The sequence below is a fragment of the Nocardioides cavernaquae genome, from assembly GCF_003600895.1.
Lineage (GTDB): Bacteria > Actinomycetota > Actinomycetes > Propionibacteriales > Nocardioidaceae > Nocardioides > Nocardioides cavernaquae.
On sequence record NZ_QYRP01000002.1, the window covers coordinates 1,222,349 to 1,247,198 of the forward strand.

A 24,850-nucleotide genomic window follows, 5' to 3' on the forward strand; every position below is an offset into this window, starting at 1 on the left:
CTTTTCGGCGCACCAATCCTGGCCTCTCGGCCGCGGGGATCAGCCGATGCCGAAGAGCCCGCCGCCACCGGTGGAGTCGGTGACGCTCGGGGTCGGCGTGGGACTCGGCGTCGGGGTGGGGGCGACGTACTTCGTCACGAGGAGCGAGACCCCGGTGCCCTCGGGTGCCTCCTGCGATCCGGGGAACTGCTCGATCACGGTGCCGGCCGGCTTGTCGGTCGGTTCCATGGAGTAGCGCACCTCCGACACGGTGAAGTTCGCGTCGCGCAGCAGCGCCTTGGCCTGGGCCTCGGTCTTGCCGACCACGTTCGGGATCTTCTCCGGGCCGTCAGAGACGTAGAGCGTGATCATCCGGCCCTCGGTGACGGTCTGCCCGCCGACGGGGAACTGGTCGACGACGAGCCCCGTGTCCTTGTCGGACTCCCGGGGCTCCTGCTTCACGCGGAAGCCGGCAGCGAGCAGGGTCGCCTCGGCCTCGGCGAAGTCCTGGTCGATCACGGTCGGCACGATCTTCGACGGCTTGCCCGAGGAGACGGTGATCTGCACGGTGCTGCCGAGGTCGCGGAGCGTGCCGCCCTCGGGGTCCTGCTCGAAGACCTTGCCCTTGGGCACGGTGGAGCTGGTCTCCTCGACCACCTCGACCTGGAAGTTCGCCGCGCGCAGCTCACTGGTCGCCGCTGCCTGGAGCAGGTTGACGACGTTGGGGACGCTGACCTGCTCCGGGGTGTCGTCGAGCAGCTTGGGCACGGCGAACGCCAGCGCACCGACCAGTGCGATCAGCAGCAGAGCGAGCAGGAACCACAGGCCGGTACGACGCCGCGGAGGCTCGTCCTGGATGACCGGGAGGCCGACCGCGGTGTGCCCGCCGGTGTTGCCCGAGACGATGCCGGTCGGGCCGCCGTAGGTCGTGGCCGCAGTCGCCGGGACCGCGGCCACGGCGGGAGCCTGCACCGGGCGACCGGCGAGGTAGCGCTCGATGTCCGACCTCATCGCCGCAGCCGACTGGTAGCGGTCCTCGACCCGCTTGGTCAGCGACTTCATCACGATCGCGTCGAGCTCGGGATCGACATCGGTGTCGTGCGTCGACGGCGGGTCAGCCGGCTCGCGGACGTGCTGGTAGGCGACGGCCACCGGGGACTCACCGATGAACGGGGGTCGGCCGGTGAGGAGCTCGTAGAGAAGGCAGCCCGCGGAGTAGACGTCGGAGCGGGAGTCGACGCTCTCGCCGCGTGCCTGCTCCGGGGAGAGGTACTGGGCGGTGCCCACGACGGCAGCGGTCTGCGTCATCGTGTTCGCGGCGTCGGAGACGGCGCGGGCGATGCCGAAGTCCATCACCTTCACGTCGCCGCTGGGCGTCAGCATGACGTTGGCCGGCTTGATGTCGCGGTGGATGATGCCGGCGCGGTGGCTGTAGTCGAGCGCGGAGAGCACCCCTGAGGCGATCTCGAGGGCGCGCTCGGGCAGGATCTTGCGGCCCTCACGGAGGATGTCACGCAGCGTGCGCCCGGCGACGTACTCCATGACGATGTAGGGCTGGGCCACCCCGTCGGGGGTGTGCTCCTCGCCGGTGTCGTAGACAGCGACGATGGCCGGGTGGTTCAGCGACGCGGAGGACTGGGCCTCGCGGCGGAAGCGCGCCTGGAAGGTCGGGTCGCTGGCGAGGTCCGTGCGCAGCCGCTTGACCGCGACCACGCGGCCGAGGCGGGTGTCGACTCCCTTGCGCACCTCGGCCATGCCACCGCGACCGAGGAGCTCGCCGAGTTCGTAACGACCACCGACCACGGTCGGCTGCTGGTTCGTCATGGGTGCTTGTCCTTCGCGCGGTTCATCAGAGGCCGGGGAGCGGGTTGGTGGGGCTGGTGGTTGCGGCAGTCGTCGGAGCGGTGGTGGCCGTGGTCGGCGACTCCGACGGAGTGGGTGACTCGCTGGGCGTCGGTGCCTCGCCCCAGAACCGGACGGTCACGGTCTGGCCCTTGGTCAGCGTGCCCGTCGGGTTGCAGTCGATGACGTCGCCGGCGATCTCGTCGCCGGGGTTGTCCTGCGGCTCGCGGGCGACCGAGAGGTCACGTCGGGTGATCGAGTCGGCGACGTCGTCGATCTGCCCTGAGCAGACCGTCGCCGGCAGCTCGACGGTGTTGTCGGTGGCGGAGCTCGTCGTGACCGCAGGGGTCGTCGACGGAGTCTCCGACGGCTCCTGCCCGCTGTCGAGGTTCTGCCACAGCGCCCAGCCGACGAGGACCAGCAGTGCTCCGAGCAGGATCGCGACCAGCCAGAGCCAGCCACCGCCCTGCTTCTGCACGGGCTGCTCGCCGGAGTACGCCGAGGCGGGAGGCAGTCCGGTGAGCACCGCCGTGGCGGGCGCGGCCGGAACAACCGGCTTGCCGAGGGAGGTGTCGACCGGAACCGTGTGCGGTGCCAGGGGCGCAACAGCGTCGGGGTCGCGCAGGGCAACCGCCAGGGCTGCGCCGTCACGGAACCGGTCCTTCGGATCCTTCGCCAGGCAGCGGTAGACGACAGCGGCCAGGCCCGGCGGCACGTCGGCGGGCAGGTCCGGCACCGGCTCGCGCACGTGGGCGAGCGCGGTGGCGACGGGGGAGTCGGCGTCGAAGGGACGCCGTCCGGCCAGGCACTCGTAGAGCACCACGCCGAGGGAGTACACGTCGCTGGCGTAGGACGCCGGTCGACCCTCGGCCTGCTCGGGGGAGAGGTACTGAGGAGTGCCCATCACCTGGCCGGTGCGGGTCAGCGCGACGCCGTCACCGGCGCGGGCGATGCCGAAGTCGGTCACCTTCACCTGGCGATCCGGTGTGACCAGCAGGTTGGCAGGCTTCACGTCGCGGTGGACGATGCCGGCGCGGTGGGCGGCGCCGAGCGCGTCCGCGACCTGGGAGAGCAGTGCCGTGGCCTGGTCGGCCGGCATCGGCTTGCCGCGGCGCAGCAGCGCCGAGAGCGGCTTGCCGTCGACGAGCTCCATGACCAGGTAGGGACGGTGGGACCCCTGGGTGCTCCGGGAGGCGTCGCCGAAGTCGAAGACGGACGCGATGCCGGGGTGGTGCAGCGCGGCCGCGTGCCGCGCCTCGGTCTCGAAGCGGGCGCGGAACTCCGGGTCGTCGGCGAGCTCGGTCTTGAGCAGCTTGATCGCAACGGGCCGGTGCAGGACCGTGTCGGTGCCGCGCCAGACCTCGCCCATGCCACCGGTCGCGATGCGTTCGTCGAGCTGGTAGCGCTCGAGGTCATCGGCGTAGGTCATCGGTTGATCACCGCTTCCATGACTGCCTTGGCGATCGGGCCACCGAGGCCACCACCCGAGATCTCGGAGTTGACCCGGTTGCTGTTCTGGATCATGACGGCGACCGCGATCTGCGGGTCGTCGGCGGGTGCGAAGGAGACGAACCAGGCGTAGTTGGCGATGTCGTCGCGGCCGGTCTGGGCCGTGCCGGTCTTGCCAGCGACCCGGATGCCCGGGATCCGGGCCGTGCCTGCCGTGCCCTGGTCGACGACGCCGACCATCATGTCGGTGAGCTGGCGGGCCGTCGCGGCGCTGATCGCCCGGCTGTAGACCTCGTTCTTGCTCTTGCCCAGGGAGTCGAAGTCCGGCGAGCGGATCTCGTCGACCAGGTGCGGGCGCATCACCTCGCCGCGGTTGGCGATGCCGGCGGCGACCATGGCCATCTGCAGCGGTGTCGCCCTGACGTTGGACTGGCCGAAGCCGGACAGGCCGGTCTGGGCCCGGTCGAGGTCGCCGGGGTACGCGCTCTTCGCCTGGCCCGGAAGGTCGAGCAGCGAGGTGTCGTTGAAGCCGAACTTCTCCGACATCTCGCGCATCTTGTCCACGCCCAGCTCGTCGGCGATCTTCGCGAACGTCGTGTTGCACGACCACTCGAGGGAGAACTTCAGCGTGACGGTCGAGGGGTTGCAGGCGTTGCCGGTCGCGTTGGTGACGCGTCCGGCTTCGTTGGACGTCAGCGGCAGCTGGTACGACGCGCCGGCCGGCACCTGCGACTCGGGGCCGTAGAGGCCCTCCTCGATGGCGGCTGCGGCAGTCACCAGCTTGAAGGTGGAGCCGGGCGGGAGCGTCGTCTGGATCGCGCGGTTCAGCTTGGGCTGGTCCTTGCGCGCATTGAGGGCGGCGTCGGCGTCGCGCACCGACGTCAGGTCGTGGGAGGCAAGCTTGTTGGGGTCGAACGATGGCACGGACACCATGGCCAGCACGCGGCCGGTGGCGGGTTCGAGGGCCACGACCGAGCCCTGGGTGCCTTCGCCGAGCGCCAGCAACCCGTCGTACGCCGCGCGCTGCGCCGCAGGGTCGAGGGTGAGCTCGACGCTGCCGCCCTTGGGCTGCGCATTGCTGAGCAGGTCGACCAGGCGGGTCACGAAGAGCTGCGGGTCGTCACCGGAGAGCACGTCGTTCTCGGCCCGCTCGATGCCGGACTGGGAGAAGAAGGAGAACCAGCCCGTGACGTGGGCGAAGAGCGCCGGCCGGGGGTAGGTCCGCTGCCACTCGTAGCGGTCGTCGGACTTCTTCGACTCGGCGACGGGGTCACCGTCGACGAGGATCGCCCCCCGCTCGCGTGCGAACGACGCCTCGATCACGCGGCGGTTCAGGGAGTTGCCGTTGAGGTCGTCGGCCTTGACGTACTGGAGGTACGTCGCGTTGCCGAGCAGGACCAGGAAGAGCAGTCCGCAGAAGAGCGACAGTGTGCGGATCGGCTTGTTCACGCGAACTTCACCACCTGGGTGGTCTCGGCTTCGGACGGCTCGTCGGACGACAGGTCCGGCACGGGCCGGCGGGCCTGGTCGGAGATGCGGAGGAGCAGCGCCACGATCACCCAGTTGGCGACGAGGGACGAACCACCGTAGGAGAGGAAGGGGGTGGTGAGGCCGGTCAGCGGGATCAGGTCCGTGACGCCGCCGATGACGACGAAGACCTGCAGCGCGAAGACCACACCGAGGCCGCAGGCCACGAGCTTGCCGAAGCCGTCGCGGCAGACCAGGGCGGCGCGCAGTGCGCGCTCGACGATGATCCCGTAGAGCAGGATCACTGCCATGACGCCGGTCAGTCCGAGCTCTTCACCGATCGCGCCCACGATGAAGTCGCTCTCGGCGTAGGGGATCAGGTCGGGTCGGCCCGCGCCGAGGCCGCGGCCGAGCAGCCCGCCCCAGGACATGCCGAACATCGACAGGCCGACCTGCTGGGAGCCGTCGTCCCAGGCGCGGAACGGATCCAGCCAGTCGAGGACGCGGGACTGCACGTGACCGAAGACCTGGTAGCCGAAGAAGGCACCCGCGAAGAAGAGCGCGGCACCGACGACGAGCCAGCCGGGGCGCTCGGTCGAGACGTAGAGCATCGTCAGGAAGATGCCGAAGAAGAGCAGCGACGAGCCGAGGTCGTGCTGGAAGACCAGGATCCCGAGGCTGATCAGCCACATCGCGAGGATCGGGCCGAGGTCGCGGCCGCGGGGCAGGTCGACGAAGAAGAAGCGGCGGCCCGCGAGGGCGAGCGCGTCACGGTGCACCACCAAGTAGCCCGCGAAGGCGATGACGAGCAGGACCTTGGCGACCTCGCCGGGCTGCATGCCGACCGGACCGAGGTCGACCCAGATGCGCGCTCCGTTGGTCTCCTTGCCGATCACCGGCATGATCGGCATCAGCAGCAGCACGATCGCGGCAAGGCCGCTCGTGTAGGTGAACCGCTGCAGCACCCGGTGGTCGCGCAGGACCGAGAGCGTGCCGATGAAGAGCCCGACGCCGATCGTCATCCAGATCAGCTGGTCGGTGGCGAAGGTCTTGGGCTCGCGGCCGGCTCCCGCGGCCTGGGCGATCTCGGCTAGGTCGAGCCGGCGGATCACCGCCAGGCCGAGGCCGTTGAGCGCGGCGACGACGGGAAGCAGCACGGGGTCGGCGTACGGCGCGGTCCTGCGGACCGTCACGTGGCAGGCGATGATCAGCAGCGCCAGCCAGCCGCCGTACGTGAGGATGTTGGTGGGGACCTCGCCGTCGACGCCGATGCCGACCGCGGCGTAGCCGCCGATGCCGACGACGAGCGCCTGGATAAGCAGGAAGAGCTCTGCACCGCGGCGACGCCGATGGACGAAGCCGAGGAACCCGGGCTGGCCGGTCTGGCTGCGCGGCATCAGGCCTCGCCCCCGGTGGTGCCGGACGTCGTGGGGGCGGGCTTGGGCGTCGGGCTCGGTGTCGTGGTCTGCTCGCCGTCCAGCTTGTCGGCCTGGAGCGAGGTCACCAGGTTGGAGACGGTGCGTCGTGCGTCCTCGAGGCTGCTGGCATCGATCCCTTCCTGGAGGGTGCCGCGGACGTACTCGCTGAGGGTGTCGACCTGCAGGTCGGACTCCTCGTAGGGCTTGCCCAGGTCGAGCGACCCCACCTCCGCGTCGATGCCGCGGAAGATGGTGACGGTGCCGTCGTGGACCCCGACGTAGTACTGCTTCTGGCTCCAGAAGTACGCCGCGGCGCCGGCCATCCAGAAGAGTCCGAGCACGACCGCGGTCGCGGCGAGCCGCTTGAGGGTGACGAAGCGACGCGGCGCGCGGGGCGCATAACGCACGGTCTCGGGGTCCAGCGGATCCGCCGGGATCGCGCGGGGGTAGTCGTCCGGAAGAGCGGGCACCGGCTCGAGCTCACCGGTGTCGCCGGAGCGGTGGCCCCGGAACCTGCCGCCCATCGTGGTGGCCATGCCGGAGCGGCGACGTGGCAGCTCGGCGGCGGCACCCACGAGGAGCGGGTCCTCGGTGGGAGCGACGGTGGTGTTGTCGGCCGCGATCACGTCGGCCACGACGCAGGTGACGTTGTCGGTGCTGCCCGCCTCGAGGCTGGCGCGGACCAGCTCGACAACGGCGAAGTCAGGGGTGGCGGTGCCGAGGATGTCGGCGATCCGGTCGTCCTCGAGGACTCCGCAGGCGCCGTCGCTGCAGAGCATCACCCGGTCACCGGGGGCGAGCTCGACGAGGAAGAGGTCGGGCTCGGCGTCGTGGACACCGTCGATGGCCTGGAGGATCAGGTTGCGGTGCGGGTGCACTCGCGACTCTGCCTCGGTGATCCGTCCTTCGTCGATGAGCGACTGGACGAAGGTGTGGTCCTTGGTGAGCTGCTTGAGCTCGCCGCCGCGCAGGAGGTAGGCGCGGGTGTCACCGACGTGACCGATCGCCAGCTGGTGCCCGTCGAAGAGCGCGAGCGTCGCGGTCGTGCTGGTGCCGTTGAGCTGGGGGTCCTGCTCGACGAGCTCACCGATCCGGTCGTGGGCGCGGTGCAGCGCGCCCGCAACGAGCGCAATCAGGTCGCCTGCCGGCTGCTGGTCAAGCTTGCGCAGCTGCTGGATGGTCGTGCTCGAGGCGACGTCGCCACGGGCAGCGCCGCCCACGCCGTCGCAGACGGAGAGCAGCCACGGGCCGGCGTAGCCGGAGTCCTGGTTGTCCTTGCGGACGCGGCCGACGTCGGAGAGCGCCGCGAACTGCAGCCGCAGGGCCGCGTTGGGCACGCTCCCGCCAGCGTCAGGGATGGCTGCCGGTTCCGTGCCGGTGTTGACGGAGTCCTCGGGGCTGCCGGCGTTCACGGGCATGCGGCTACTTCCTCAGCTCGAGGATGGTCTTGCCGATGCGGATCCGGGTGCCGAGGGTGACCGTCGTCGGCTGCGTGATGCGGGTGGCGCCGACGTAGGTGCCGTTGGTGGAGCCGAGGTCCTCGACGAACCACTGCTCGCCCGAGGCAGCGATCCGCGCGTGACGGGTCGAGACGTAGTCGTCGTCGAGGCGGATGGCGGCGTCGGGTCCGCGGCCGATCAGCAGCGGCGCCTGGGACAGGTCGGCCCGCTCGCCGGCGTTGCCGCCCTCGGTGACGATGACGTGGGTGGCCGCGCCGCGCCGCTTGGCCGGGGCCTTGGCGGGCTTGGCCGGCCGGGCGTTGGCCGGCTTCGGTGCAGCTCCGGAGGAGAGGCGTGCGCCGAACATGTCGGTGCGGATCACCGAGATCGCCGAGAGCACGAAGATCCACAGCACCGCCAGGTAGGCGATGCGGATCAGGAAGAGAGTCAACTCAGACATTTTCATCCTGACTGCCGGCCACCCTGTGAACGGTCATTGTCGTGTTGCCCAGCCGGACCGTCGACCCGTCGTACAGAGTGGCGGACTGGGCAGCGTTGCCGTCGATCAGGATCCCGTTGGTCGAGCCGAGGTCCTGCACCGAGAGGCGGTCGCCTTCGAGGCGGAAGCGAGCGTGGTGGCGGCTGATCCCGGGGTCGTTGATCTGCAGGTCGACATCGGTGCCGCGGCCCACCACGAGGCCCGGCGGGTTCACCGGGTTCTTGGCCCCGTTGACGTCGAGGAACCAGCGGGCCCGCGCCACCTGCGTGTCGGAGGCGTGCGTCGTCACCTTGGCCTGGGCTGCGCTGCGCACCCGGAACCGGCCGGTGGTCAGGTCATTGGCGACGTCGAACTCGATCCGCACGGGACCCGGGAAGACATAGCTCTGGTGCTCGGCGTGCTCCCGCAGGCTGTCGGTGAGCTCGGCGGCGAGGGTCGAGTCGAAGGGCGCGAGCCGCTCGAGGTCGCCGGGGCTCAGCTCCACGTGGAACGAGTTCGGCACCAGCCGACGGTCCCTGCTGAGGATCTGGGAGTTGTTGTCGACCTCGCGCTGGAGCGCGGCGGAGATCTCCACCGGCTGCACGGCGCTGCGGAAGACCCGAGCGAAGGTACCCGCGACGAACTGCTCGAGCTTGTCCTCGAAGCGCTGTAGACCGCTCATGGCACCTCCTTCCACGTCGTATGTCGGGGCCCGCGGCTCTGCCGCCCAGTGGGCACTGTGCCCCGCTGCCCAGCGATCGTATCGGCCTTGGCCATGGGCGTCCGGGGACGCACCGGGGCCGGTTTGGGCGATCCGGCGGGGCTGGGATAACCTTGGCCCGCTTCACGCGCGAGTGGCGGAACGGCAGACGCGCTGGCTTCAGGTGCCAGTGTCCGAAAGGGCGTGGGGGTTCAAATCCCCCCTCGCGCACGTGAATCAGGTGGGCCCGGTCGAGAGACGGGGCCCACCTTGCGTTTGCTGCGGGCCGGCAGCGCTCAGAGAGCGAAGCTGACCCCGGTCTTCTCCTCGCTGAGCGCCCAGAGGTCGGCTGCGAGTTGCTCGTCGCGCGCCTGCCGGCTCGGCCTGGCGGGTCCGATCGGTCCGCGGCTCTCACGCATCCGCTGCGGTCCCGTGTAGGAGCCTGGCTCGCCCAGCGTCGCGGCGTACAGCGTGGGGTTGGCGCCCTTGGCGGCGGACTGGAACAGCACGGGCATGAAGTACGGCGCGGTGAGGTGGATCAGCCGGTTGGCGCCCATGCCGTCGCGCGAGGCGACCAGATTGGTGGCGGAGATGCCCGGGTGCGCCGCGGTCGAGACGACCTTCGAGCCCGAGGCCGTCGCCCGGCGGTGCAGCTCACGGGAGAAGAGCACGTTGGCGAGCTTGGAGTTGCCGTAGTAGCGCTCGGCCGCGTAGCCCTCCGGCGGGTTCGCGTCGAGGACGCGGGCGTCGCCGCGGTGGTGCGCGATGGAGGCAACCGTCACAACGCGCGGCGCCTCCGCCTCGAGGAGCGCGGGCAGCAGGCGACCCGTGAGCGCGAAGTGACCGAGGTGGTTCGTGCCGAACATGAGCTCGTGGCCGTCGGCCGTCTCGCGGTAGCTCGGCGGGGTCATCACGCCCGCGTTGTTGACCAGCAGGTCGAGTGGTCCGTCCCATCGCTCGGCGAAGTCACGGACCGAGTCGAGAGAGGCCAGGTCGAGCTGCTCGACGTGGGTCGTGCCCGGGATTGCGCGGGCGGCCTCGGTCGCCGCATCGGTGTTGCGGCAGGCCAGGGTCACCTCCGCGCCGCGCGCAGCAAGCTCGCGCGCGGTCACCTCACCGATGCCGGCGTTGCTGCCGGTCACGATCGCTCGTACGCCGGTCAGGTCCGGAAGGTCAGCAGGGGTGAAGGACATCGTGACTCCTCGAAAACTGGGGGATGGCGCCAGTGTTGCGCGCGGTTGGTCAGCCCCCGCTTGTGGCCCCACAGTCGTGCGGCCAAACCCCCGGTTTCCGGGAAGGCTCTTCCGTCCATGGCGCACAGGTGTGTCGTATCGAGGAAGAAGGCCCCTCCGCAGCGGGCGCTCTTGGCCGCACACGTGGGTTTGTCGCCGGTGAACCCACGCATCCCTGAACCGGTGTCAGCAAGCGTGATCTCGACGATCTGTACACCTCCCGCAGGGGTGTAAACCGTCATCGGACGCGGGACGAACCCGCAGGTCAGCAGCTATTTCACGCACCGACGAGCGGCGCTGGCGACCTGCCGACCGAAGGTCACGGGAAGGGGTGGATGTCCGATGGAAAATCTGGACCTTCCCGGCAGCACGCGCGCGGGTCAATACTGCCAACCATGGCCAACCCGTTGAACCAGATCAGCAACCTCGTCTCCCAGGCAGTGTCCGGCCCGGTCGGTGCGCTCACCGACGCCGTGCACCGTCCCTCGTCCGTCGGACGCCACCGCCCGCTCTACGGGCTCAACGTCCTGGACGCGCTCCGCGGCAAGTCGCTGGAGAACTCCGTCAAGGACAAGGTCACCCTGATCACGGGTGCGTCCTCGGGCATCGGCGCGACGACGGCGATCCGGATCGGTGCGGCGGGTGGCGAGGTCGTCCTCGTGGCCCGCGGGCGCGAGAAGCTCGAGGAGACCGCGAAGCTGGTCGAGGCCGCGGGTGGCAAGGCGCACGTCTATCCGTGCGACCTCTCCGACATGGACGCGATCCCCCAGATGGCGCAGCAGGTGCAGGCCGACCTCGGCCAGATCGACATCCTGGTCAACAACGCCGGCCGCTCGATCCGCCGATCGCTGGAGCTGTCCTACGACCGCTTCCACGACTACGAGCGCACGATGCAGCTCAACTACTTCGCCCCGGTGCGACTCTGCCTCGAGGTGCTGCCCGGCATGCGCGAGCGCGGTTTCGGCCACGTCGTGAACGTGTCGTCGATCGGTGTGCAGACGCGCGCTCCGCGCTTCGGTGCGTACGTCGCGAGCAAGGCTGCGCTCGACATGCTCTGCGACACCTGGCAGGCCGAGACCCGCGACGACGGTGTGCGCTTCTCCACCGTGCACATGGTGCTGGTGCGCACGCCGATGATCAGCGCGACGACGATCTACCAGAAGTTCCCCGCCCTCACCCCGGATGAGGCGGCCGACGTGCTGGCGGACGCGATCGTGCACCAGCCACGCCGGGTCAGCCCGGCCTTCGGACACGCCGCGGCGTTCGCCGACGCGATCAGTCCCCAGTTCATGGACATGGTCCGCGGGGCCGGCTTCAAGATGTTCCCCGACTCCAAGGCAGCGCGGGGCGAGGGTCAGCCCGCTCCTGCCGAGGCACCGGTGGCGGACGGCAGCCTGACCCCGGCGGCCAAGATCTTCACCGAGGTCACGCGCGGCAACCACTGGTGACGCCGGGGCCGCCCGCCTCGGCGGGTTGGGTCACAGGTCAGCGGTCCAGGTAGAGGTCGTCGCCCTGCTTGACGACCTTCGCCCGGCCGAGCGGAACCACGGCGCTGATGCCCTTGAAGAGGGCGCCGAGTCCGGGGATCTTGGCGAAGACGCCCTGGGGGCCGCGGACCATGCGGCCCGACGAGACGTCGTACTTCGCGCCGTGCCAGGGACAGACCAGGCAGCCGTCCTTGGCGATGGCTCCGTTGGCGAGGTCGGCTCCGAGGTGACGGCACCGACGGCCGACGGCGAAGTAGTGATCCTGCTCCGCGCTGCCGTTGTTGCCGACGGCGTAACCGTCGACGCCCTTGACGGTGCGGCGCGGGAATGACCTGGCGGGTCCGACGAGCTTCATGGCTGCCTCCGGTTGGCTTCGCCTCAGCCTACGGCGGGGCACCACAGTGCTGCCTAGACTCGGCGTGTGCCGAACCCGGACCTGACCCCGCTCCTGCGCGACCGTTGCAGCCCCCGCGTCTTCGACCCGGCCCACCGGCTGGCCGAGCCTGATCTCCGGTTGCTCCTCGAGGCGGCCCGCTGGGCGCCGAGCGCGGGCAACTCCCAGCCGTGGGCCTTCCTCGTGGGAGTCCGTGGCGACCGGACGCACCGGGAGATCTGCCAGCACCTGTCGCGGGGCAACTCCGGGTGGGTGCCGAGGGCCAGCGCCGTGCTGATCTCGGTCTGCCGGATCGCATCCGACCCGGACGACGACGCGCCGGCCTTCTCCGACTACGCCCAGTACGACGTCGGCCAGGCCGTCGCGAACCTCACCGTCCAGGCCTCTGCGCTCGGCCTCAGCGTGCACCAGTTCGCCGGCTTCGACCACGACGCCGTGACGGCCGCGTTCGGGGTGCCCGCGCACTGGAAGGTCACCACTGGTGTCGCGATCGGTCGGGTCGGGGACCCGACGACGACCGACATCCCCGAGCGGAAGCCGTCGGACCGCAAGCCGCTCTCCGAGTTCGTGTACGCCGGGCAGTGGGGCGCGGCGTACGACGCCTGACCGGTCGCCGGGCGTGCTTGGATGACCACCATGCTGTCCCGCCTCACCTCTCGCCACGGCGTCTCGGTGGCTCTCGTGGTCTTCGTCATGGTGCTGATCACGTTCCCCGTGGTCTGGAGCGCCTGGAACTCGTGGCGTCTCGACGTCGTGGGTGTGGAGACGACGGCCGAGGTCACCGGCACCGACACGCTTCCCCCGAGCTCGCCCCAGCCTGACCGGTTCTTCATCCGCTACCACCTGCCGACCGACGCGGACCCGCAGCACTCCCAGTACACCGCCGAGGTCGACGAGGAGACCTATGAGTCGGCGAAGGCGACGGACCAGGTTCGCGCGACCTACCTCCCGGGCAACCCGGGCGCCAACGTCGTCGAGGGCCACGTGTCCAACCGGATCGTGCTCTGGCTCGTCCTCGCGGCAGACCTCTCCATGCTCGGCGTCCTTGCCCTGGCGCTGAAGTTCGGCGACAGGCCGGAGCAGCAGCTGGTCCTGCTGGCCACGGAGGACGTGGTGCGGTGCAAGCCCGGGTTCGCGGTCGAGCAGGACGGCTTGAACTACGTCGTGCGCGGTGACATCGTCTCCATCGGCACCGGCGAGTTCGTGATCCACGTCGGAGCCGGACGTGACGTGCGGGTCGTGCTCGGTGAGTACCGCAACCCGGTGGGGCACCAGCAGCCGGCCGAGGTGCGGGGACGCAGCTTCACTCCCTGACCGGTCACCGCGACCGAAAAATCGCAGGACCCCGCGTCGCAGTTGCTGAGACGCTGGCCCCATGCCGACCACGCTGTCTGTCACCGAGCACCTCGAAGGACTACGGGAGGCGCTGGTCTCCTTCGTCCGGTACGCCGACCGCGCCGGCCTGCGCGCGGGGGTGCCGACCACGCCGGACTGGAACGTCCGCAACCTGATCGCCCACCAGGGGATGGTGCACCGCTGGGCTGCGGGCAACCTACGCGGTCTGAGCTCTGACCCCGAGGCGCTCGAGCGGGAGGGTCAGACCTCCATCGATCCGGTCGAGTGGTTGCGCGACGGCGCGATCGACTTCGTGACAGCCCTGACCCAGGCGCCGGAGACGGTCGGCGCTCCCGTCTTCCTCCACGATGCACCCGGCCCGCGGCAGTTCTGGGCGCGGCGGCAGTGCCACGAGACCACCATCCATGCCGTCGACGCGATGGCGGCCGCGCTCGGGCGGGCGCCGTCGGGGGAGGAGACCTGGATCGGTCCGGCGCTCGCGCTCGACGGGATCGATGAGCTGGTGCGTGGCTTCCTTCCGCGGCCGAAGTCGACGTTGCGCTCGGACGAGCCGGTCACGATCGCGGTCCGTCCCGACGAGGGGGAGCGGGCCTGGCTGGTGTCCGTCTCGCCCGAGCCCGCGGTGACGGAGGAGGTCTCCGTTGCGGATACCCGGTGCGCTGCGGCGGACATCCAGCTGACAGGTGGCGCGGTGAGTCTCTACCTGCAGCTGTGGAACCGTGCCGCCGCGCACGCGGTACCCGAGTTGTGGCGAGAGCGCAGCCGCATCGTCTGGTGACCCTTCACACCCTTGACACCCTGTGTTTACAAAAGGAGACTGGGCGTCAAGAGAGTTTACAGATCGGCTCCATTTGTAAAGAGTCGGTCTGGACGAAGGATCCGGAGGCGCACCAATGACTGATCCCACGGCGGGCACCGTTCGCGACGGCACGACCGGCATCGACGGCGAGGAGTGGAAGGACGGCAAGAAGTACGCCTGGCTCCTGGGCATCGTCGTCCCGATCCTGCCGCTCCTCGGCATCATGGGGGCCACCGGCCTGGACTGGAAGTGGGCGCTCTGGATCGGGCCCATCGCGATCTTCGTGGTCATCGCCCTGCTCGACGTGCTGCTCGGCCTCGACGGCAAGAACCCGCCGGAGGAGATGATCGACGAGCTCGAGAACAACCGTTACTACCGCTGGGTGACCTACGCCTACCTGCCGTTCCAGTACGCCGGGCTCGCCGCCGTCATGTACTTCATCGCGGTGGGCAATCCGTTCGCGGCGGTCGCCGACCTGTTCGGCACCGTCCCCGGCGCCGGGATCTTCGACGAGGTCACGCTCTCCGTCTGGGACAAGATCGGCGTCGCGATCACCGCCGGCTGCGTCGCGGGCATCGGGATCAACACCGCGCACGAGCTGGGCCACAAGAAGGAGTCGGTCGAGCGCTGGCTCTCCAAGATCGCGCTCGCCCAGTCGTTCTACGGTCACTTCTACATCGAGCACAACCGGGGCCACCACGTCCGCGTGGCCACGCCTGAGGACCCGGCTTCCTCGCGGCTCGGGGAGACCTTCTACGAGTTCTGGCCGCGGACCGTGTCGGGCTCGCTGAAGTCGGCGTGGGAGCTCGAGGCCAAGCGCTACAAGCGCAAGGGCACGCACCCGTTCCACCTCGGCAACGAGGTGCTCAACGCCTGGGCCATGTCGGTCGTGCTCTTCGGTGGCCTGATCGCGTGGCTCGGCGTCGGCATCGCGCCGTACCTGCTGATCAACATCGTGTTCGGCTTCTCGCTGCTGGAGGTCGTCAACTACCTCGAGCACTACGGCATGCTGCGCCAGAAGGTCGGTCCCGAGGGCAAGCAGCGCTACGAGCGCGTCGCCCCGCGGCACTCGTGGAACTCCAACAACCGGGTGACCAACATCTTCCTGTACCACCTGCAGCGCCACTCGGACCACCACGCGAACCCCACCCGCCGCTACCAGGCCCTGCGCGACTTCGAAGAGGCCCCGGTGCTGCCGTGCGGCTACGCCGGCGCCATCGTCCTCGCGGTCATTCCGCCCGTCTGGCGACGCGTGATGGACAAGAAGGTGCTCTCCCACCTCGGCGGCGACATCACCCTCGCCAACATCCAGCCCCGCAAGAGGGCGTACTACTACGAGAAGTACGCCGCGGCGCCGCACGAGGTCGTGCCCGTCGCCGACGACGTCACTGCGCACTCCTTCGACAACGTCGAGGTCCTCGCGGCGAAGTGCCCGGGTTGCTCCTACGTCTACGAGGTCGCGGCAGGTGACGAGCACGAGGGCTGGGCCGCCGGCACGGCGTGGGCCGAGATCCCCGACACCTGGTGCTGCCCGGACTGCGGGGTGCGCGAGAAGGTCGACTTCATCGCGGTCGACCCGGAGACCCTGAAGGTCGACGCCCGCTGACCTGAGGCCCGGCAGCCGGAGGCTCAACGGCCGGACCAGACCGCGGGTGTTGTCTCGAACACCATGTCCTTGACACCTGTATGAACGTCATGCGAGCCTCCGTGAGGTTTTACAGGGGGAGGGCTCTTGTAAAGGGAGAGTCTGAGGAGGCTCGCAACATGATCGATCCGACCGCTGGCACCGTCCCCGTGGGGTCCACGGAGGCATGGAAGGACAAGAAGCGCTACCTGTGGCTTCTCGGCCTCATGGTCCCGGGCTTCGGCATCCTGGCCGTGGTGGCCTATGCCTACACCGACTGGTGGTGGCTGCTGCTCGCCGGGCCGGCTCTGGTCAACGTGATCATCCCGGTCTTCGACCTCATCTTCGGCAAGGACTCGTCCAATCCGCCGGACGAGGTGATCGAGGCGCTCGAGAACGACAAGTACTACCGCTGGGTGGTCTACGCGTTCCTGCCGCTGCAGTTCTTCATCCTCTGGGCGGTCTTCTACCTGGTCACCCAGGGCAACCCGATCCTCGCCGTCACCAACCTGCTCAACATCACCGACTGGGCCGCCGCCAACCTCGGCGCTGACCTGGTCCGCCCGATGGCCGAGAACGGCGCCTCCGACCTGACCTGGTTCGAGAAGACGTCGATTGCCTTCTCCGCCGCCGCCGTCATGGGCATCGGCATCAACACTGCGCACGAGCTGGGCCACAAGAAGGAGTCGGTCGAGCGCTGGCTCTCGAAGATCGCCCTTGCGCCGACCTTCTACGGCCACTTCTACATCGAGCACAACCGGGGTCACCACGTCCGCGTCGCCACCCCCGAGGACCCGGCCTCCTCGCGCCTGGGCGAGTCCTTCTACACGTTCTGGTTCCGCACCGTCTCGGGTTCCTTCAAGAGCGCCTGGGAGCTCGAGGCCAAGCGCTACAAGCGCAAGGGCACGCACCCGTTCCACCTGGGCAACGACGTGCTCAACGCGTGGCTGATGTCTGCGGTGCTCTTCGGTGCCTCGATCGCCTACTTCGGCATCGGGCTGCTCCCGTACGCGCTGGTCATCATCGTCGCCGGCTTCTCGCTGCTGGAGATCATCAACTACGTCGAGCACTACGGCCTCTGCCGCCAGAAGGTCGGTCCGCCCGAGCGCCAGCGCTACGAGCGGGTCGCCCCGCGCCACTCGTGGAACTCGAACAACATCGTCACCAACATCTTCCTGTACCACCTGCAGCGTCACTCGGACCACCACGCGAACCCGGTCCGCCGCTACCAGGCGCTGCGCGACTTCGAGGAGTCCCCGGCGCTGCCGACCGGCTACGCGGGCACGCTGACGCTGGCGCTGTTCCCGCCGCTGTGGCGCAAGGTCATGGACGACCGCGTCTTCCACCACATCGGCAACGACATCACCCAGGCCAACATCCAGCCGAGCAAGCGCGAGAAGTACTTCGCGAAGTACGGCACCGCCGAGCAGCAGCGGGTCGAGGCGGGCGAGGACGTGACGGCGCAGCACTTCGACATCGAGGTCCTCGCGGCGAAGTGCCCGGGTTGCTCCTACGTCTACGAGGTCGCGGCGGGCAACGAGCACGAGGGCTTCGCCGCCGGCACCGCCTGGAACGAGATCCCGGACGACTGGACCTGCCCCGACTGCGGCGTGCGGGAGAAGCTCGACTTCGTCCCGGTCGACCCGGAGACCCTCCAGGTCGAGGCCAGCTGACGGGAGAACCGAACCCGGCGGGCCATGGCCCGCACCGTCCAGGCGGCGTACTTTCTCAAGTACGCCGCCTGCGGCGTTTCTCGGGCGTCCTCGCCTCCAGCGCTGCACGTGGTGCGGCTCACACTGTTTGGAACGCAGTGTTCCCGACACCTTGTTGACACGCCGTCTTTACAAATGTGACCGTTGTGTCAACGCTTTACAAGCAACCTGCTTTTGTAAAAGGCAAGCCGAGGAGGCTCGACGATGGTGGATCCGACCGCCGGTACCGTTCCAGCAGGAACGACCGAAGACTGGAAGGACAAGAAGCGCTACCTGTGGCTTCTCGGCCTGCTGATCCCGGGCCTCGGCATCATCGCCGTCCTGGCCTACGCGCAGTTCGAGCTCGGCGTCGTGCTCTGGGCCGGCCCGATCCTGATCCTCGTGGTCGTCCCGATCCTCGACCTGATCTTCGGGCTCGACGCCTCCAACCCGCCTGACGACATCATCGAGGCGCTGGAGAACGACAAGTACTACCGCTGGATCACCTACCTGTACCTGCCGATCCAGTACTTCGTGCTGATCGCTGCGATGTACATGGTCGTCGTCGGCAACCCGATCGCAGCGCTGGCCGATCTCGTCGGCATCAAGGATGCGATCGACGGCAGTGCCTTCTCGCAGCTGGTCCGCGACTTCGACCTCGCGTTGTGGGAGAAGATCGGCCTGGCCCTGTCCGTCGGCGCGATCGGCGGCATCGGCATCAACACCGCCCACGAGCTGGGCCACAAGAAGGAGGCCAACGAGCGTTGGCTCTCCAAGATCGCGCTGGCCCAGTCGGCGTACGGTCACTTCTACATCGAGCACAACCGCGGCCACCACGTCCGCGTCGCGACCCCGGAGGACCCCGCGTCCTCGCGCCTGGGTGAGAGTTTCTACGCCTTCTGGCCGCGCACGGTGTCCGGCTCGCTGAAGTCGGCCTGGGAGCTCGAGGCCAAGCGCTACCGCCGCAAGGGCACGCACCCGTTCCACTGGGGCAACGACGTCCTGAACGCCTGGCTGATGACCGTGGTGCTCTTCGGTGGCCTCACCCTGTGGCTCGGCGTCGGCGTCCTGCCGTTCCTCGCGCTCCAGGCCGTCATCGGGTTCTCGCTGCTGGAGGTCATCAACTACCTCGAGCACTACGGCATGAAGCGCCAGAAGGTCGGCCCTGAGGGCAAGCAGCGCTACGAGCGTGTCGCTCCGCGCCACTCGTGGAACAGCAACAACATCCCGACCAACGTGGTGCTCTACCACCTGCAGCGTCACTCGGACCACCACGCCAACCCGGTCCGTCGCTACCAGGCGCTGCGCGACTTCGAGGAGTCCCCGACGCTGCCCACGGGCTACGCCGGCTCGCTGACGATCGCCCTGTTCCCGCCGCTGTGGCGCAAGGTCATGGACCAGCGCGTCGTCGACCACCTCGGTGGGGACATCACGCTGGCCAACATCGCGCCGCGCAAGAAGGACAAGTACTACGCGAAGTACGGCGTGGAGCTCGAGGGCGCCTTTGTGATCGGCGAGGACGTCACCGCGCAGAGCTTCGACACCGAGGTGCTCGCAGCGAAGTGCCCGGGTTGCTCCTACGTCTACGAGGTCGCTGTCGGCAACGAGCACGAGGGCTTCGCCGCCGGCACCGCGTGGAATGAGATTCCGGCCGACTGGACGTGTCCTGACTGCGGTGTCCGGGAGAAGATGGACTTCATCCCGGTCAACCCTGAGACGCTGAAGGTGGAAACGCGATGAAGATCGTCGTCGATCGCGACAAGTGCGAAGGACTCGGCATGTGCGAGTCCATGGCTCACGAGTACTTTGAGGTGGATGACGACGACATGCTCGTCATCCACGACGAGAACCCGCCGGAGGAGGACCGCAAGATGGTCCTCGCCGCGGTCAACTCCTGCCCGGTCCTCGCGCTGACGCTGGAAGGCTGAAGCCAGCAGCGCGAGGCGCTGCAGGGCTGCGGGCTGACAGTGCCGGGTTCCGGCCCGTAATCTGTTCGCCAGGCGGAAACGCCGGGTGGGCGGAGCGGGCCGGAACCGCACGACCGCTGACTATCGAAAGGTGCCACCGTTGTCCGCCATGACCGTGGGGATCGCCGAGACGGCCACGATCCGCGACCGCATCGTCGTGGCTGCGACCGAGGTGACCACGACCCAGGGCTGGTCATCGGTCACGATGTCCCGGCTGGCCGACGCGGTCGGCGTCAGCCGCCAGACCGTCTACAACGAGATCGGCACCAAGACCGCGCTGGCGGAGGCGATGATCCTCGGCGAGCTCGCTCGCTTCCTCGAGCGTGTCGACGGCGCCTTCCTGGCTCACCCGGAGGACATCTTCACGGCCATCCGCGCCGCCGTGACGGGAGTGCTCGACCTCGCTGAGGGCAACGCGCTGATCAAGGCGATCGTGAGCGCGACCCACGGCGCCGACACCGAGCTGCTGCCGCTGTTGACCACGCACTCCGGCACGCTCATGGAGACCGCCAAGCTGGTCATCGGAGAGCACCTCGCCGCCTTCGCGCTCGACCTGGAGGACTGGCAGCTCGACGGCGTCATCGACGCGATCGTCCGTGTCGTGCTGAGCCACGTCATGCAGCCCTCCGGCAACGCCGAGGCAGTGGCCGACACCATCACCTGGATCGCGTCGCGCGTTCTTGGGTCAGTCTGAGACTGCTGGGATAGTCTCGGTTCCCAGAGGGAGAGACACCTGGGGAGGGGTCTTTCGGGGATTCGGGAGAGAGCACTTTCATGGCACGAGGTCTGGGCCGCGCACGGCGTACGACGGCAGGGTTGGCCGCCCTGGCCCTGTGCACCGTGATGGGTGCCTGTGGTGGTGAGGCGCCGAAGAAGACTGCCGCCAAGCCGAGCAGGACGCCGTCTCCGGCCGTCAGCGTGCCGGTCTTCGACGACGACCACTCCATGCCGCAGCCACCGGCGCTCGAGGGGGCCGTGGCGCGCGCGGACATCCTGATCTACGACACCGAGACCCTCTCCTCCTCGATGGTCAAGAGGATCGAGGGGATCGACGGGGTCTTTGCCACCGACGTCTTCTCGATGGCGAACACCCCGATCCAGGGCGACTACTACAACGTCGCGGCGGTCGACCCGGCGACGTACCGACGCTTCACGCTCGCAGGCAAGCAGGACGCGATCTGGTCGCGCGTGGCGGCCGGAGAGATGGCCATCTCGAGTCCCATCGCGCCGAAGGTGGAGGACGAGGAGCACTTCGTCCCGGTCGGTGTCGGTGACGCTGCCCAGGACGTGCACGTCGGGGCCTACGTCGAGCACCCGAAGGGCATCGACCTCGTCGTCAACGAGGAGTGGGGCGAGGACCTGTTCAAGGTCGAGGGCAACGCGATGCTGATCTCGACGCTGAAGCGATCCCCCCAGTCGATCCGCAAGCCGCTCGAGAAGATCGTCGGCAAGGACGCCGCGATCCAGATGCTCGACATCGCATCGGTGCTCGGCCTGAACCCGGGGGCGCCGCAGGTCGCCATCGCGACCAGTGGCTCGGTCGGTGCCGCCATCGGCATCTACCGCTACCGCGTCGTCGGCAACCAGGTCATCCCCGAATCGAGCTGGACCGCCTCGCACCTGCGCACTGAGACCATGCCGCTGATCGGCCGCGTCACCTGCAACACCGCGATGCTTCCGCAGCTGCGGGCCGCGCTCAACGACGTGGTTGCCCAGGGCCTGAGTGAGCACGTCTACCAGACCGCCGGCTGCTTCAACGCTCGCTTCATCGCAGGCTCGACCCGCCTGTCCAACCACGCCTTCGGCATGGCGATCGACCTCAACTCGCTGGAGAACGGTCGCGGCATCCGGGGCCAGATGAACCCGAGCGTGGTGAAGATCTTCGAGAAGTGGGGCTTTGCCTGGGGTGGCACGTGGAAGTACACCGACCCCATGCACTTCGAGCTGGTCCGCATCGTGAAGGTCGGCTGACCGCACCCTTCCTTCCCTCCCCTCCCCTTCCCTTCCCTCCCTCCCCCGCCGAAAGGCCAGGTTTGGTGGGCCGAAAGGCCGGGTTTGGTGGGCCCATCCGTCAGGTCTAGTGCGGCGAAGGGCCAGGAACGGCGTGGTTATCCACAGGTCGGGCGACGGGCCGAGCGGGATGCTGCGCCGGCGTCGTACACCTGACGCATGGAAATTCCTGACGGCCCATTCCTCTTCGGCACCGTCGCTGCGCTCGGCTGGAGCCGACACGACCTCCGATGCGCACTGACCGAGCGGCGCATCCGGCGGGTCCTCCACGGCGTCTACACGGGCGCGGATCTCGAGGACTCCCCGGCGCTCAGATTCGCGGCAGCCAAGCTGGTGCTGGCGCATCACGCGGTGGTGAGTGACCGCAGCGCCGCATGGTTGCACGGGATTGACGCGTTCGATCCCGGCGCGCTCGCGCATCCGCCCCGACTCGAGGTGGTCTCGCCGGCGTCGGCCACGCGCGTACGTCGCGAAGGGGTGCTCGGCGGGAGCCGGGCCCTGCTTCGGGAGGACGTCCAGATCATCGACGGTGTTGCGGTGACGACCCCGGTGAGGACGGCCGCCGACCTGGCCTGTCTCCGGGGACGTTCGGCGGCTTTCGCGGCGATGTGCGCCTTCGCGCGGCACCACGGGGTCAGTCGGGCGGACCTGGTGGCGATCGCCGAGCGCTATAAGGGGCGGCGCGGGGTCACCCAGCTGCGGGCGCTCGCTCCGTTGGTGACTGGACAGTGCGAATCACCCCGGGAGGCGTGGACGCTGCTCGCCATCGTGGACGCGGGCCTCCCGATCCCGGAGCCTCAGGTCGAGATCGATGTGCCGGGTTACGGCCGCGTGCGTCTCGACCTTGCCTACCGCCTCGCTCGCATCGCGGTGGAGTACGACGGGGAGGAGCACCACAGCTCACCAGAGGAGCAAGTGCACGATGAGGAACGCCGACAGGCGTTGCGTGACGCCGGCTGGGCCGTCATCGTCGTGCGAAAGGGACAGTTGTCCGGGCCCGCGCTCGATGGCTGGCTCGCTGAGCTGCGGGGCGCGTTGGATGCCACCCGTCCGAAGCAGGTCCGCGTGTCGGCTCGAGCACCACGTGAGATTCCCCGGCGTCAGGTCTGGCGCTGAACCAGATCTGACGGGTGGGTGCGCCAGAGCTGACCCCTCGGGCCGCCATTACTGACCTCTCGGCACGCCGAACCTGGCCATTCGGCGGGGTTGGCTAGGGTCGGAGCGTGAGCATTCTCGATGACGCGCGCGCGGGCATGGACCCGGCGATCCGCCCGCAGGACGACCTCTTCGGGCACCTCAACGGCCACTGGCTCGCGACGGAGGACATCCCGAGCGACCGATCGAGCTGGGGGCCCTTCGTCACGCTGAGCGACCAGGCGGAGGAGCACGTCCGGGAGATCATCGAGGAGCTGGCGGCGACAGCACCCGAGCCGGGCACCGAGAACGGCAAGATCGCGGCCCTCTACGCGAGCTTCATGGACGAGGACGCCGTCGAGGCGCTCGGCATCGCGCCGGTGAAGCCGTTGCTCGACGCCGTGGCCGGCGTCCGCGACGTCCGCGACCTGGCCGCGCTGCTCGGCGAGCTCGAGCGGGTCGGCGGCGCGGGCCTGTTCGGGTCCTATGTCGACAGCGACTCCAGGGACTCCGACCGATACCTCTTCCACATCACCCAGGGCGGCCTGGGGCTGCCGGACGAGAGCTACTACCGCGACGAGAAGTTCGCAGAGATCCGTGAGAAGTACGTCGCGTACCTCGCCACGATGCTGAGCCTCGCCGAGCAGGCAGACCCGCAGGGTGCCGCCGAGCGGATCATGGCGATCGACACGAAGATCGCCGCGGGCCACTGGGAGCGCGCGGAGACCCGCGACGTCCAGAAGACCTACAACCTGCTCACGAGTAATGAGCTGCAAGACCTGGCGCCGGCCTTCGACTGGGCGGCCTACGTGCGCAACCTCGGCGGAGCGCCGGGCGCCATCGACGAGGTCATCGTCCGCCAGCCGTCCTACCTCTCGCACCTCTCCACGGTCCTCACCGACACCCCGATCGAGCAGTGGCGCGAGTGGCTCACCAGCCGCGTGCTGCGCTCCGTCGCGCCGTACCTCCCGAAGGCGTTCGCCGAAACCAACTTCGACTTCTACGGCCGCACACTGTCGGGCACGCCGGAGATGCGCGCCCGCTGGAAGCGCGGCGTCTCCCTCGTCGAGGGCGCGCTCGGCGAGGCCGTCGGCAAGGAGTACGTCGCGAGGCACTTCCCGCCGGTCGCCAAGGCGCTGATGGACGAGCTCGTCGACAACCTGCTCCGCGCCTACCGCTCCAGCATCGAGAAGCTCGACTGGATGACGGACGAGACGAAGCAGAAGGCCTACGAGAAGCTCGACACCTTCCGGCCCAAGATCGGTTACCCCGAGACGTTCCGCGACTACTCCGCGCTCGAGGTCACGGCCGACAACCTGGTGGCCAACGTGCAGGCCGCCGCGGCGTTCGAGACCGACCGGCAGCTCGGCAAGCTCGGTGGGCCGGTGGACCGCGACGAGTGGTTCATGCTGCCGCAGACGGTCAACGCCTACTACAACCCGGGCACCAACGAGATCTGCTTCCCCGCGGGCATCCTGCAGAAGCCGTTCTTCGCTGCGGACGCTCACGCGGCTGAGAACTACGGCGGTATCGGCGCGGTCATCGGGCACGAGATCGGGCACGGTTTCGACGACCAGGGCGCGCAGTACGACGGCCTGGGCAACCTCAACGACTGGTGGACCGCCGAGGACAAGGCCGCCTTCGAGGTGAAGTCGAAGGCCCTCATCGCTCAGTACGACGCGTTCTCGCCGCGCAACCTCCCCGGTGAGCACGTCAACGGTTCGCTGACCGTCGGCGAGAACATCGGCGACCTCGGTGGCCTGACGATCGGCCACACGGCGTACGCGATCTCGCGCGGCGGCACGGTCACGAAGGAGGAGAGCCAGACGCTGTTCTCCAACTGGGCCTACGTGTGGCGCACGAAGCGGCGCATCGAGCAGGAGCGGCAGTACCTCACGATCGACCCGCACAGCCCGCCGGAGTTCCGCGCGAACATCGTGCGCAACCTCGACGAGTTCCACGAGGCGTTCGAGACCCAGCCCGGCGACGGCCTGTGGCTCGATCCTGCGGAGCGCGTCCGGATCTGGTGACCCGCGCCGCGGCTCAGTAGCGGCGGCGGAACGACAGCGGGAGCAGGCAGCTCGCCGCGATGCCGGTCATCAGACCGGTGAGCAGGTGGATCCGGTGCGGGTCGTTGTCCTCGGTGTGCCCGCCGAGGACGACGCTGACGTACGCCGCGCCCACGGCGACGCCGATCAGCCCGCCGAGCGCGACGAAGCCCGGTCGTCCGCTGCGGAAGGACCGCGAGATCACGAAGAGCGGGACTCCAGCGATGACCAGCTGGACCGCCAGGACCGTTGCCCCGTCAAGACTGCCGGTTCCGACGTTCCAGGCCTCCAGCGCCAGGAGGAGGAGAGCGACGCCAAGGATCTGCACGAGGAAAT

General features: G+C 68.9%; 22 protein-coding genes and 1 tRNA gene. 13 read left to right on the forward strand and 10 right to left on the reverse strand.

The window, feature by feature from the left end:
* Positions 1-39 precede the first annotated feature (39 nt).
* The 7 genes from pknB to D4739_RS06060 are packed head-to-tail and all read right to left on the reverse strand — an operon-like array spanning position 40 to position 8,754.
* Positions 40-1,803, reverse strand: a complete 1,764-nt coding sequence (pknB, locus tag D4739_RS06030) for a Stk1 family PASTA domain-containing Ser/Thr kinase (RefSeq protein ID WP_120059726.1) — start codon at positions 1,801-1,803, stop codon at positions 40-42.
* A gap of 25 nt (positions 1,804-1,828) precedes the next feature.
* Complete coding sequence (locus tag D4739_RS06035) at positions 1,829-3,250, reverse strand: serine/threonine-protein kinase (RefSeq protein ID WP_120059727.1); 1,422 nt, start codon at positions 3,248-3,250, stop codon at positions 1,829-1,831.
* Complete coding sequence (locus tag D4739_RS06040; RefSeq protein WP_120059728.1) at positions 3,247-4,719, reverse strand: peptidoglycan D,D-transpeptidase FtsI family protein; 1,473 nt, start codon at positions 4,717-4,719, stop codon at positions 3,247-3,249. Before D4739_RS06040 ends, D4739_RS06035 begins: the two co-directional genes overlap by 4 nt.
* Positions 4,716-6,134, reverse strand: a complete 1,419-nt coding sequence (locus D4739_RS06045; RefSeq protein WP_120059729.1) for an FtsW/RodA/SpoVE family cell cycle protein — start codon at positions 6,132-6,134, stop codon at positions 4,716-4,718. Before D4739_RS06045 ends, D4739_RS06040 begins: the two co-directional genes overlap by 4 nt.
* A complete protein-coding gene (locus tag D4739_RS06050; RefSeq protein WP_120059730.1) occupies positions 6,134-7,573 on the reverse strand; it encodes a PP2C family protein-serine/threonine phosphatase in 1,440 nt (479 codons plus the stop codon). The genes D4739_RS06045 and D4739_RS06050 overlap by 1 nt, the downstream gene beginning before the upstream one ends.
* 4 nt (positions 7,574-7,577) lie before the next feature.
* A complete protein-coding gene (locus tag D4739_RS06055; protein WP_120059731.1) occupies positions 7,578-8,054 on the reverse strand; it encodes an FHA domain-containing protein FhaB/FipA in 477 nt (158 codons plus the stop codon).
* Complete coding sequence (locus tag D4739_RS06060) at positions 8,047-8,754, reverse strand: FhaA domain-containing protein (RefSeq protein ID WP_120059732.1); 708 nt, start codon at positions 8,752-8,754, stop codon at positions 8,047-8,049. Before D4739_RS06060 ends, D4739_RS06055 begins: the two co-directional genes overlap by 8 nt.
* Positions 8,755-8,920: 166 nt before the next feature.
* Here D4739_RS06060 and D4739_RS06065 point away from each other — a divergent pair.
* A tRNA-Leu gene (locus D4739_RS06065) sits at positions 8,921-9,003 on the forward strand.
* Positions 9,004-9,068: 65 nt separating this feature from the next.
* On the opposite strand, the gene D4739_RS06070 is transcribed toward D4739_RS06065, so the two are convergent.
* Entirely contained in the window at positions 9,069-9,965 is an 897-nt protein-coding gene (locus D4739_RS06070; protein ID WP_120059733.1) for an SDR family NAD(P)-dependent oxidoreductase, read from the reverse strand.
* A 434-nt stretch (positions 9,966-10,399) separates the two neighbouring features.
* Between D4739_RS06070 and D4739_RS06075 the strand changes: the two genes are divergently transcribed.
* Entirely contained in the window at positions 10,400-11,452 is a 1,053-nt protein-coding gene (locus tag D4739_RS06075; RefSeq protein ID WP_120059734.1) for an SDR family NAD(P)-dependent oxidoreductase, read from the forward strand.
* A 37-nt stretch (positions 11,453-11,489) separates the two neighbouring features.
* On the opposite strand, the gene D4739_RS06080 is transcribed toward D4739_RS06075, so the two are convergent.
* Positions 11,490-11,846, reverse strand: coding sequence for a Rieske (2Fe-2S) protein (locus tag D4739_RS06080; RefSeq protein ID WP_120059735.1), 357 nt, complete (start codon positions 11,844-11,846; stop codon positions 11,490-11,492).
* Positions 11,847-11,912: 66 nt separating this feature from the next.
* On the opposite strand from D4739_RS06080, the gene D4739_RS06085 reads away from it, so the two are divergent.
* The 11 genes from D4739_RS06085 to D4739_RS06135 all read left to right on the forward strand — a co-directional run bounded on the left by D4739_RS06085 (position 11,913) and on the right by D4739_RS06135 (position 24,496).
* Positions 11,913-12,491, forward strand: coding sequence for a nitroreductase family protein (locus tag D4739_RS06085; RefSeq protein ID WP_120059736.1), 579 nt, complete (start codon positions 11,913-11,915; stop codon positions 12,489-12,491).
* Between the two features lie 21 nt (positions 12,492-12,512).
* Positions 12,513-13,199, forward strand: coding sequence for a hypothetical protein (locus tag D4739_RS06090; protein ID WP_120059737.1), 687 nt, complete (start codon positions 12,513-12,515; stop codon positions 13,197-13,199).
* 61 nt (positions 13,200-13,260) lie between these two features.
* Complete coding sequence (locus D4739_RS06095) at positions 13,261-14,019, forward strand: maleylpyruvate isomerase family mycothiol-dependent enzyme (RefSeq protein WP_120059738.1); 759 nt, start codon at positions 13,261-13,263, stop codon at positions 14,017-14,019.
* 115 nt (positions 14,020-14,134) lie between these two features.
* Positions 14,135-15,646, forward strand: coding sequence for a fatty acid desaturase (locus tag D4739_RS06100; RefSeq protein WP_120059739.1), 1,512 nt, complete (start codon positions 14,135-14,137; stop codon positions 15,644-15,646).
* Between the two features lie 158 nt (positions 15,647-15,804).
* Positions 15,805-17,337 carry a fatty acid desaturase gene (locus tag D4739_RS17320; RefSeq protein ID WP_274380474.1) on the forward strand — a complete coding sequence of 511 codons (1,533 nt, stop codon included), beginning with the start codon at positions 15,805-15,807 and terminating at the stop codon, positions 17,335-17,337.
* A 243-nt stretch (positions 17,338-17,580) separates the two neighbouring features.
* Positions 17,581-19,095, forward strand: coding sequence for a fatty acid desaturase (locus D4739_RS17325; RefSeq protein ID WP_120059740.1), 1,515 nt, complete (start codon positions 17,581-17,583; stop codon positions 19,093-19,095).
* Positions 19,092-19,283, forward strand: a complete 192-nt coding sequence (locus D4739_RS06115) for a ferredoxin (RefSeq protein WP_120059741.1) — start codon at positions 19,092-19,094, stop codon at positions 19,281-19,283. Before D4739_RS17325 ends, D4739_RS06115 begins: the two co-directional genes overlap by 4 nt.
* A 148-nt stretch (positions 19,284-19,431) precedes the next feature.
* The gene (locus D4739_RS06120) at positions 19,432-20,016 is read left to right on the forward strand and encodes a TetR/AcrR family transcriptional regulator (RefSeq protein WP_120059742.1); all 585 of its coding nucleotides are present in this window, start codon (positions 19,432-19,434) and stop codon (positions 20,014-20,016) included.
* 80 nt (positions 20,017-20,096) lie between these two features.
* Positions 20,097-21,293: a M15 family metallopeptidase gene (locus tag D4739_RS06125; protein ID WP_147384829.1), complete on the forward strand. Its 1,197-nt coding sequence runs from the start codon at positions 20,097-20,099 to the stop codon at positions 21,291-21,293.
* Between the two features lie 198 nt (positions 21,294-21,491).
* A complete protein-coding gene (locus tag D4739_RS06130; protein WP_182920328.1) occupies positions 21,492-22,448 on the forward strand; it encodes a hypothetical protein in 957 nt (318 codons plus the stop codon).
* Positions 22,449-22,555: 107 nt separating this feature from the next.
* Positions 22,556-24,496 (forward strand): M13 family metallopeptidase, encoded by a 1,941-nt coding sequence (locus D4739_RS06135; RefSeq protein ID WP_120059744.1) that lies wholly within the window; start codon positions 22,556-22,558, stop codon positions 24,494-24,496.
* Between the two features lie 13 nt (positions 24,497-24,509).
* Here the strand turns inward: D4739_RS06135 and D4739_RS06140 are convergent, their stop codons facing one another.
* On the reverse strand, positions 24,510-24,842 hold the full coding sequence (locus D4739_RS06140; RefSeq protein ID WP_120059745.1) for a hypothetical protein: 333 nt from the start codon (positions 24,840-24,842) through the stop codon (positions 24,510-24,512).
* Positions 24,843-24,850 lie beyond the last annotated feature (8 nt).

Excerpts from the sequence above, each read along its gene's own strand:
- pknB (WP_120059726.1), bottom strand. The coding sequence starts at position 1,803 with ATGACGAACCAGCAGCCGACCGTGGTCGGTGGTCGTTACGAACTCGGC.
- D4739_RS06035 (WP_120059727.1), bottom strand. The coding sequence starts at position 3,250 with ATGACCTACGCCGATGACCTCGAGCGCTACCAGCTCGACGAACGCATC.
- D4739_RS06045 (WP_120059729.1), bottom strand. The coding sequence starts at position 6,134 with ATGCCGCGCAGCCAGACCGGCCAGCCCGGGTTCCTCGGCTTCGTCCAT.
- D4739_RS06050 (WP_120059730.1), bottom strand. The coding sequence starts at position 7,573 with ATGCCCGTGAACGCCGGCAGCCCCGAGGACTCCGTCAACACCGGCACG.
- D4739_RS06055 (WP_120059731.1), bottom strand. The coding sequence starts at position 8,054 with ATGTCTGAGTTGACTCTCTTCCTGATCCGCATCGCCTACCTGGCGGTG.
- D4739_RS06060 (WP_120059732.1), bottom strand. The coding sequence starts at position 8,754 with ATGAGCGGTCTACAGCGCTTCGAGGACAAGCTCGAGCAGTTCGTCGCG.
- D4739_RS06070 (WP_120059733.1), bottom strand. The coding sequence starts at position 9,965 with ATGTCCTTCACCCCTGCTGACCTTCCGGACCTGACCGGCGTACGAGCG.
- D4739_RS06075 (WP_120059734.1), top strand. The coding sequence starts at position 10,400 with ATGGCCAACCCGTTGAACCAGATCAGCAACCTCGTCTCCCAGGCAGTG.
- D4739_RS06080 (WP_120059735.1), bottom strand. The coding sequence starts at position 11,846 with ATGAAGCTCGTCGGACCCGCCAGGTCATTCCCGCGCCGCACCGTCAAG.
- D4739_RS06090 (WP_120059737.1), top strand. The coding sequence starts at position 12,513 with ATGACCACCATGCTGTCCCGCCTCACCTCTCGCCACGGCGTCTCGGTG.
- D4739_RS06095 (WP_120059738.1), top strand. The coding sequence starts at position 13,261 with ATGCCGACCACGCTGTCTGTCACCGAGCACCTCGAAGGACTACGGGAG.
- D4739_RS06100 (WP_120059739.1), top strand. The coding sequence starts at position 14,135 with ATGACTGATCCCACGGCGGGCACCGTTCGCGACGGCACGACCGGCATC.
- D4739_RS17320 (WP_274380474.1), top strand. The coding sequence starts at position 15,805 with ATGATCGATCCGACCGCTGGCACCGTCCCCGTGGGGTCCACGGAGGCA.
- D4739_RS17325 (WP_120059740.1), top strand. The coding sequence starts at position 17,581 with ATGGTGGATCCGACCGCCGGTACCGTTCCAGCAGGAACGACCGAAGAC.
- D4739_RS06115 (WP_120059741.1), top strand. The coding sequence starts at position 19,092 with ATGAAGATCGTCGTCGATCGCGACAAGTGCGAAGGACTCGGCATGTGC.
- D4739_RS06120 (WP_120059742.1), top strand. The coding sequence starts at position 19,432 with ATGACCGTGGGGATCGCCGAGACGGCCACGATCCGCGACCGCATCGTC.
- D4739_RS06125 (WP_147384829.1), top strand. The coding sequence starts at position 20,097 with ATGGCACGAGGTCTGGGCCGCGCACGGCGTACGACGGCAGGGTTGGCC.
- D4739_RS06130 (WP_182920328.1), top strand. The coding sequence starts at position 21,492 with ATGGAAATTCCTGACGGCCCATTCCTCTTCGGCACCGTCGCTGCGCTC.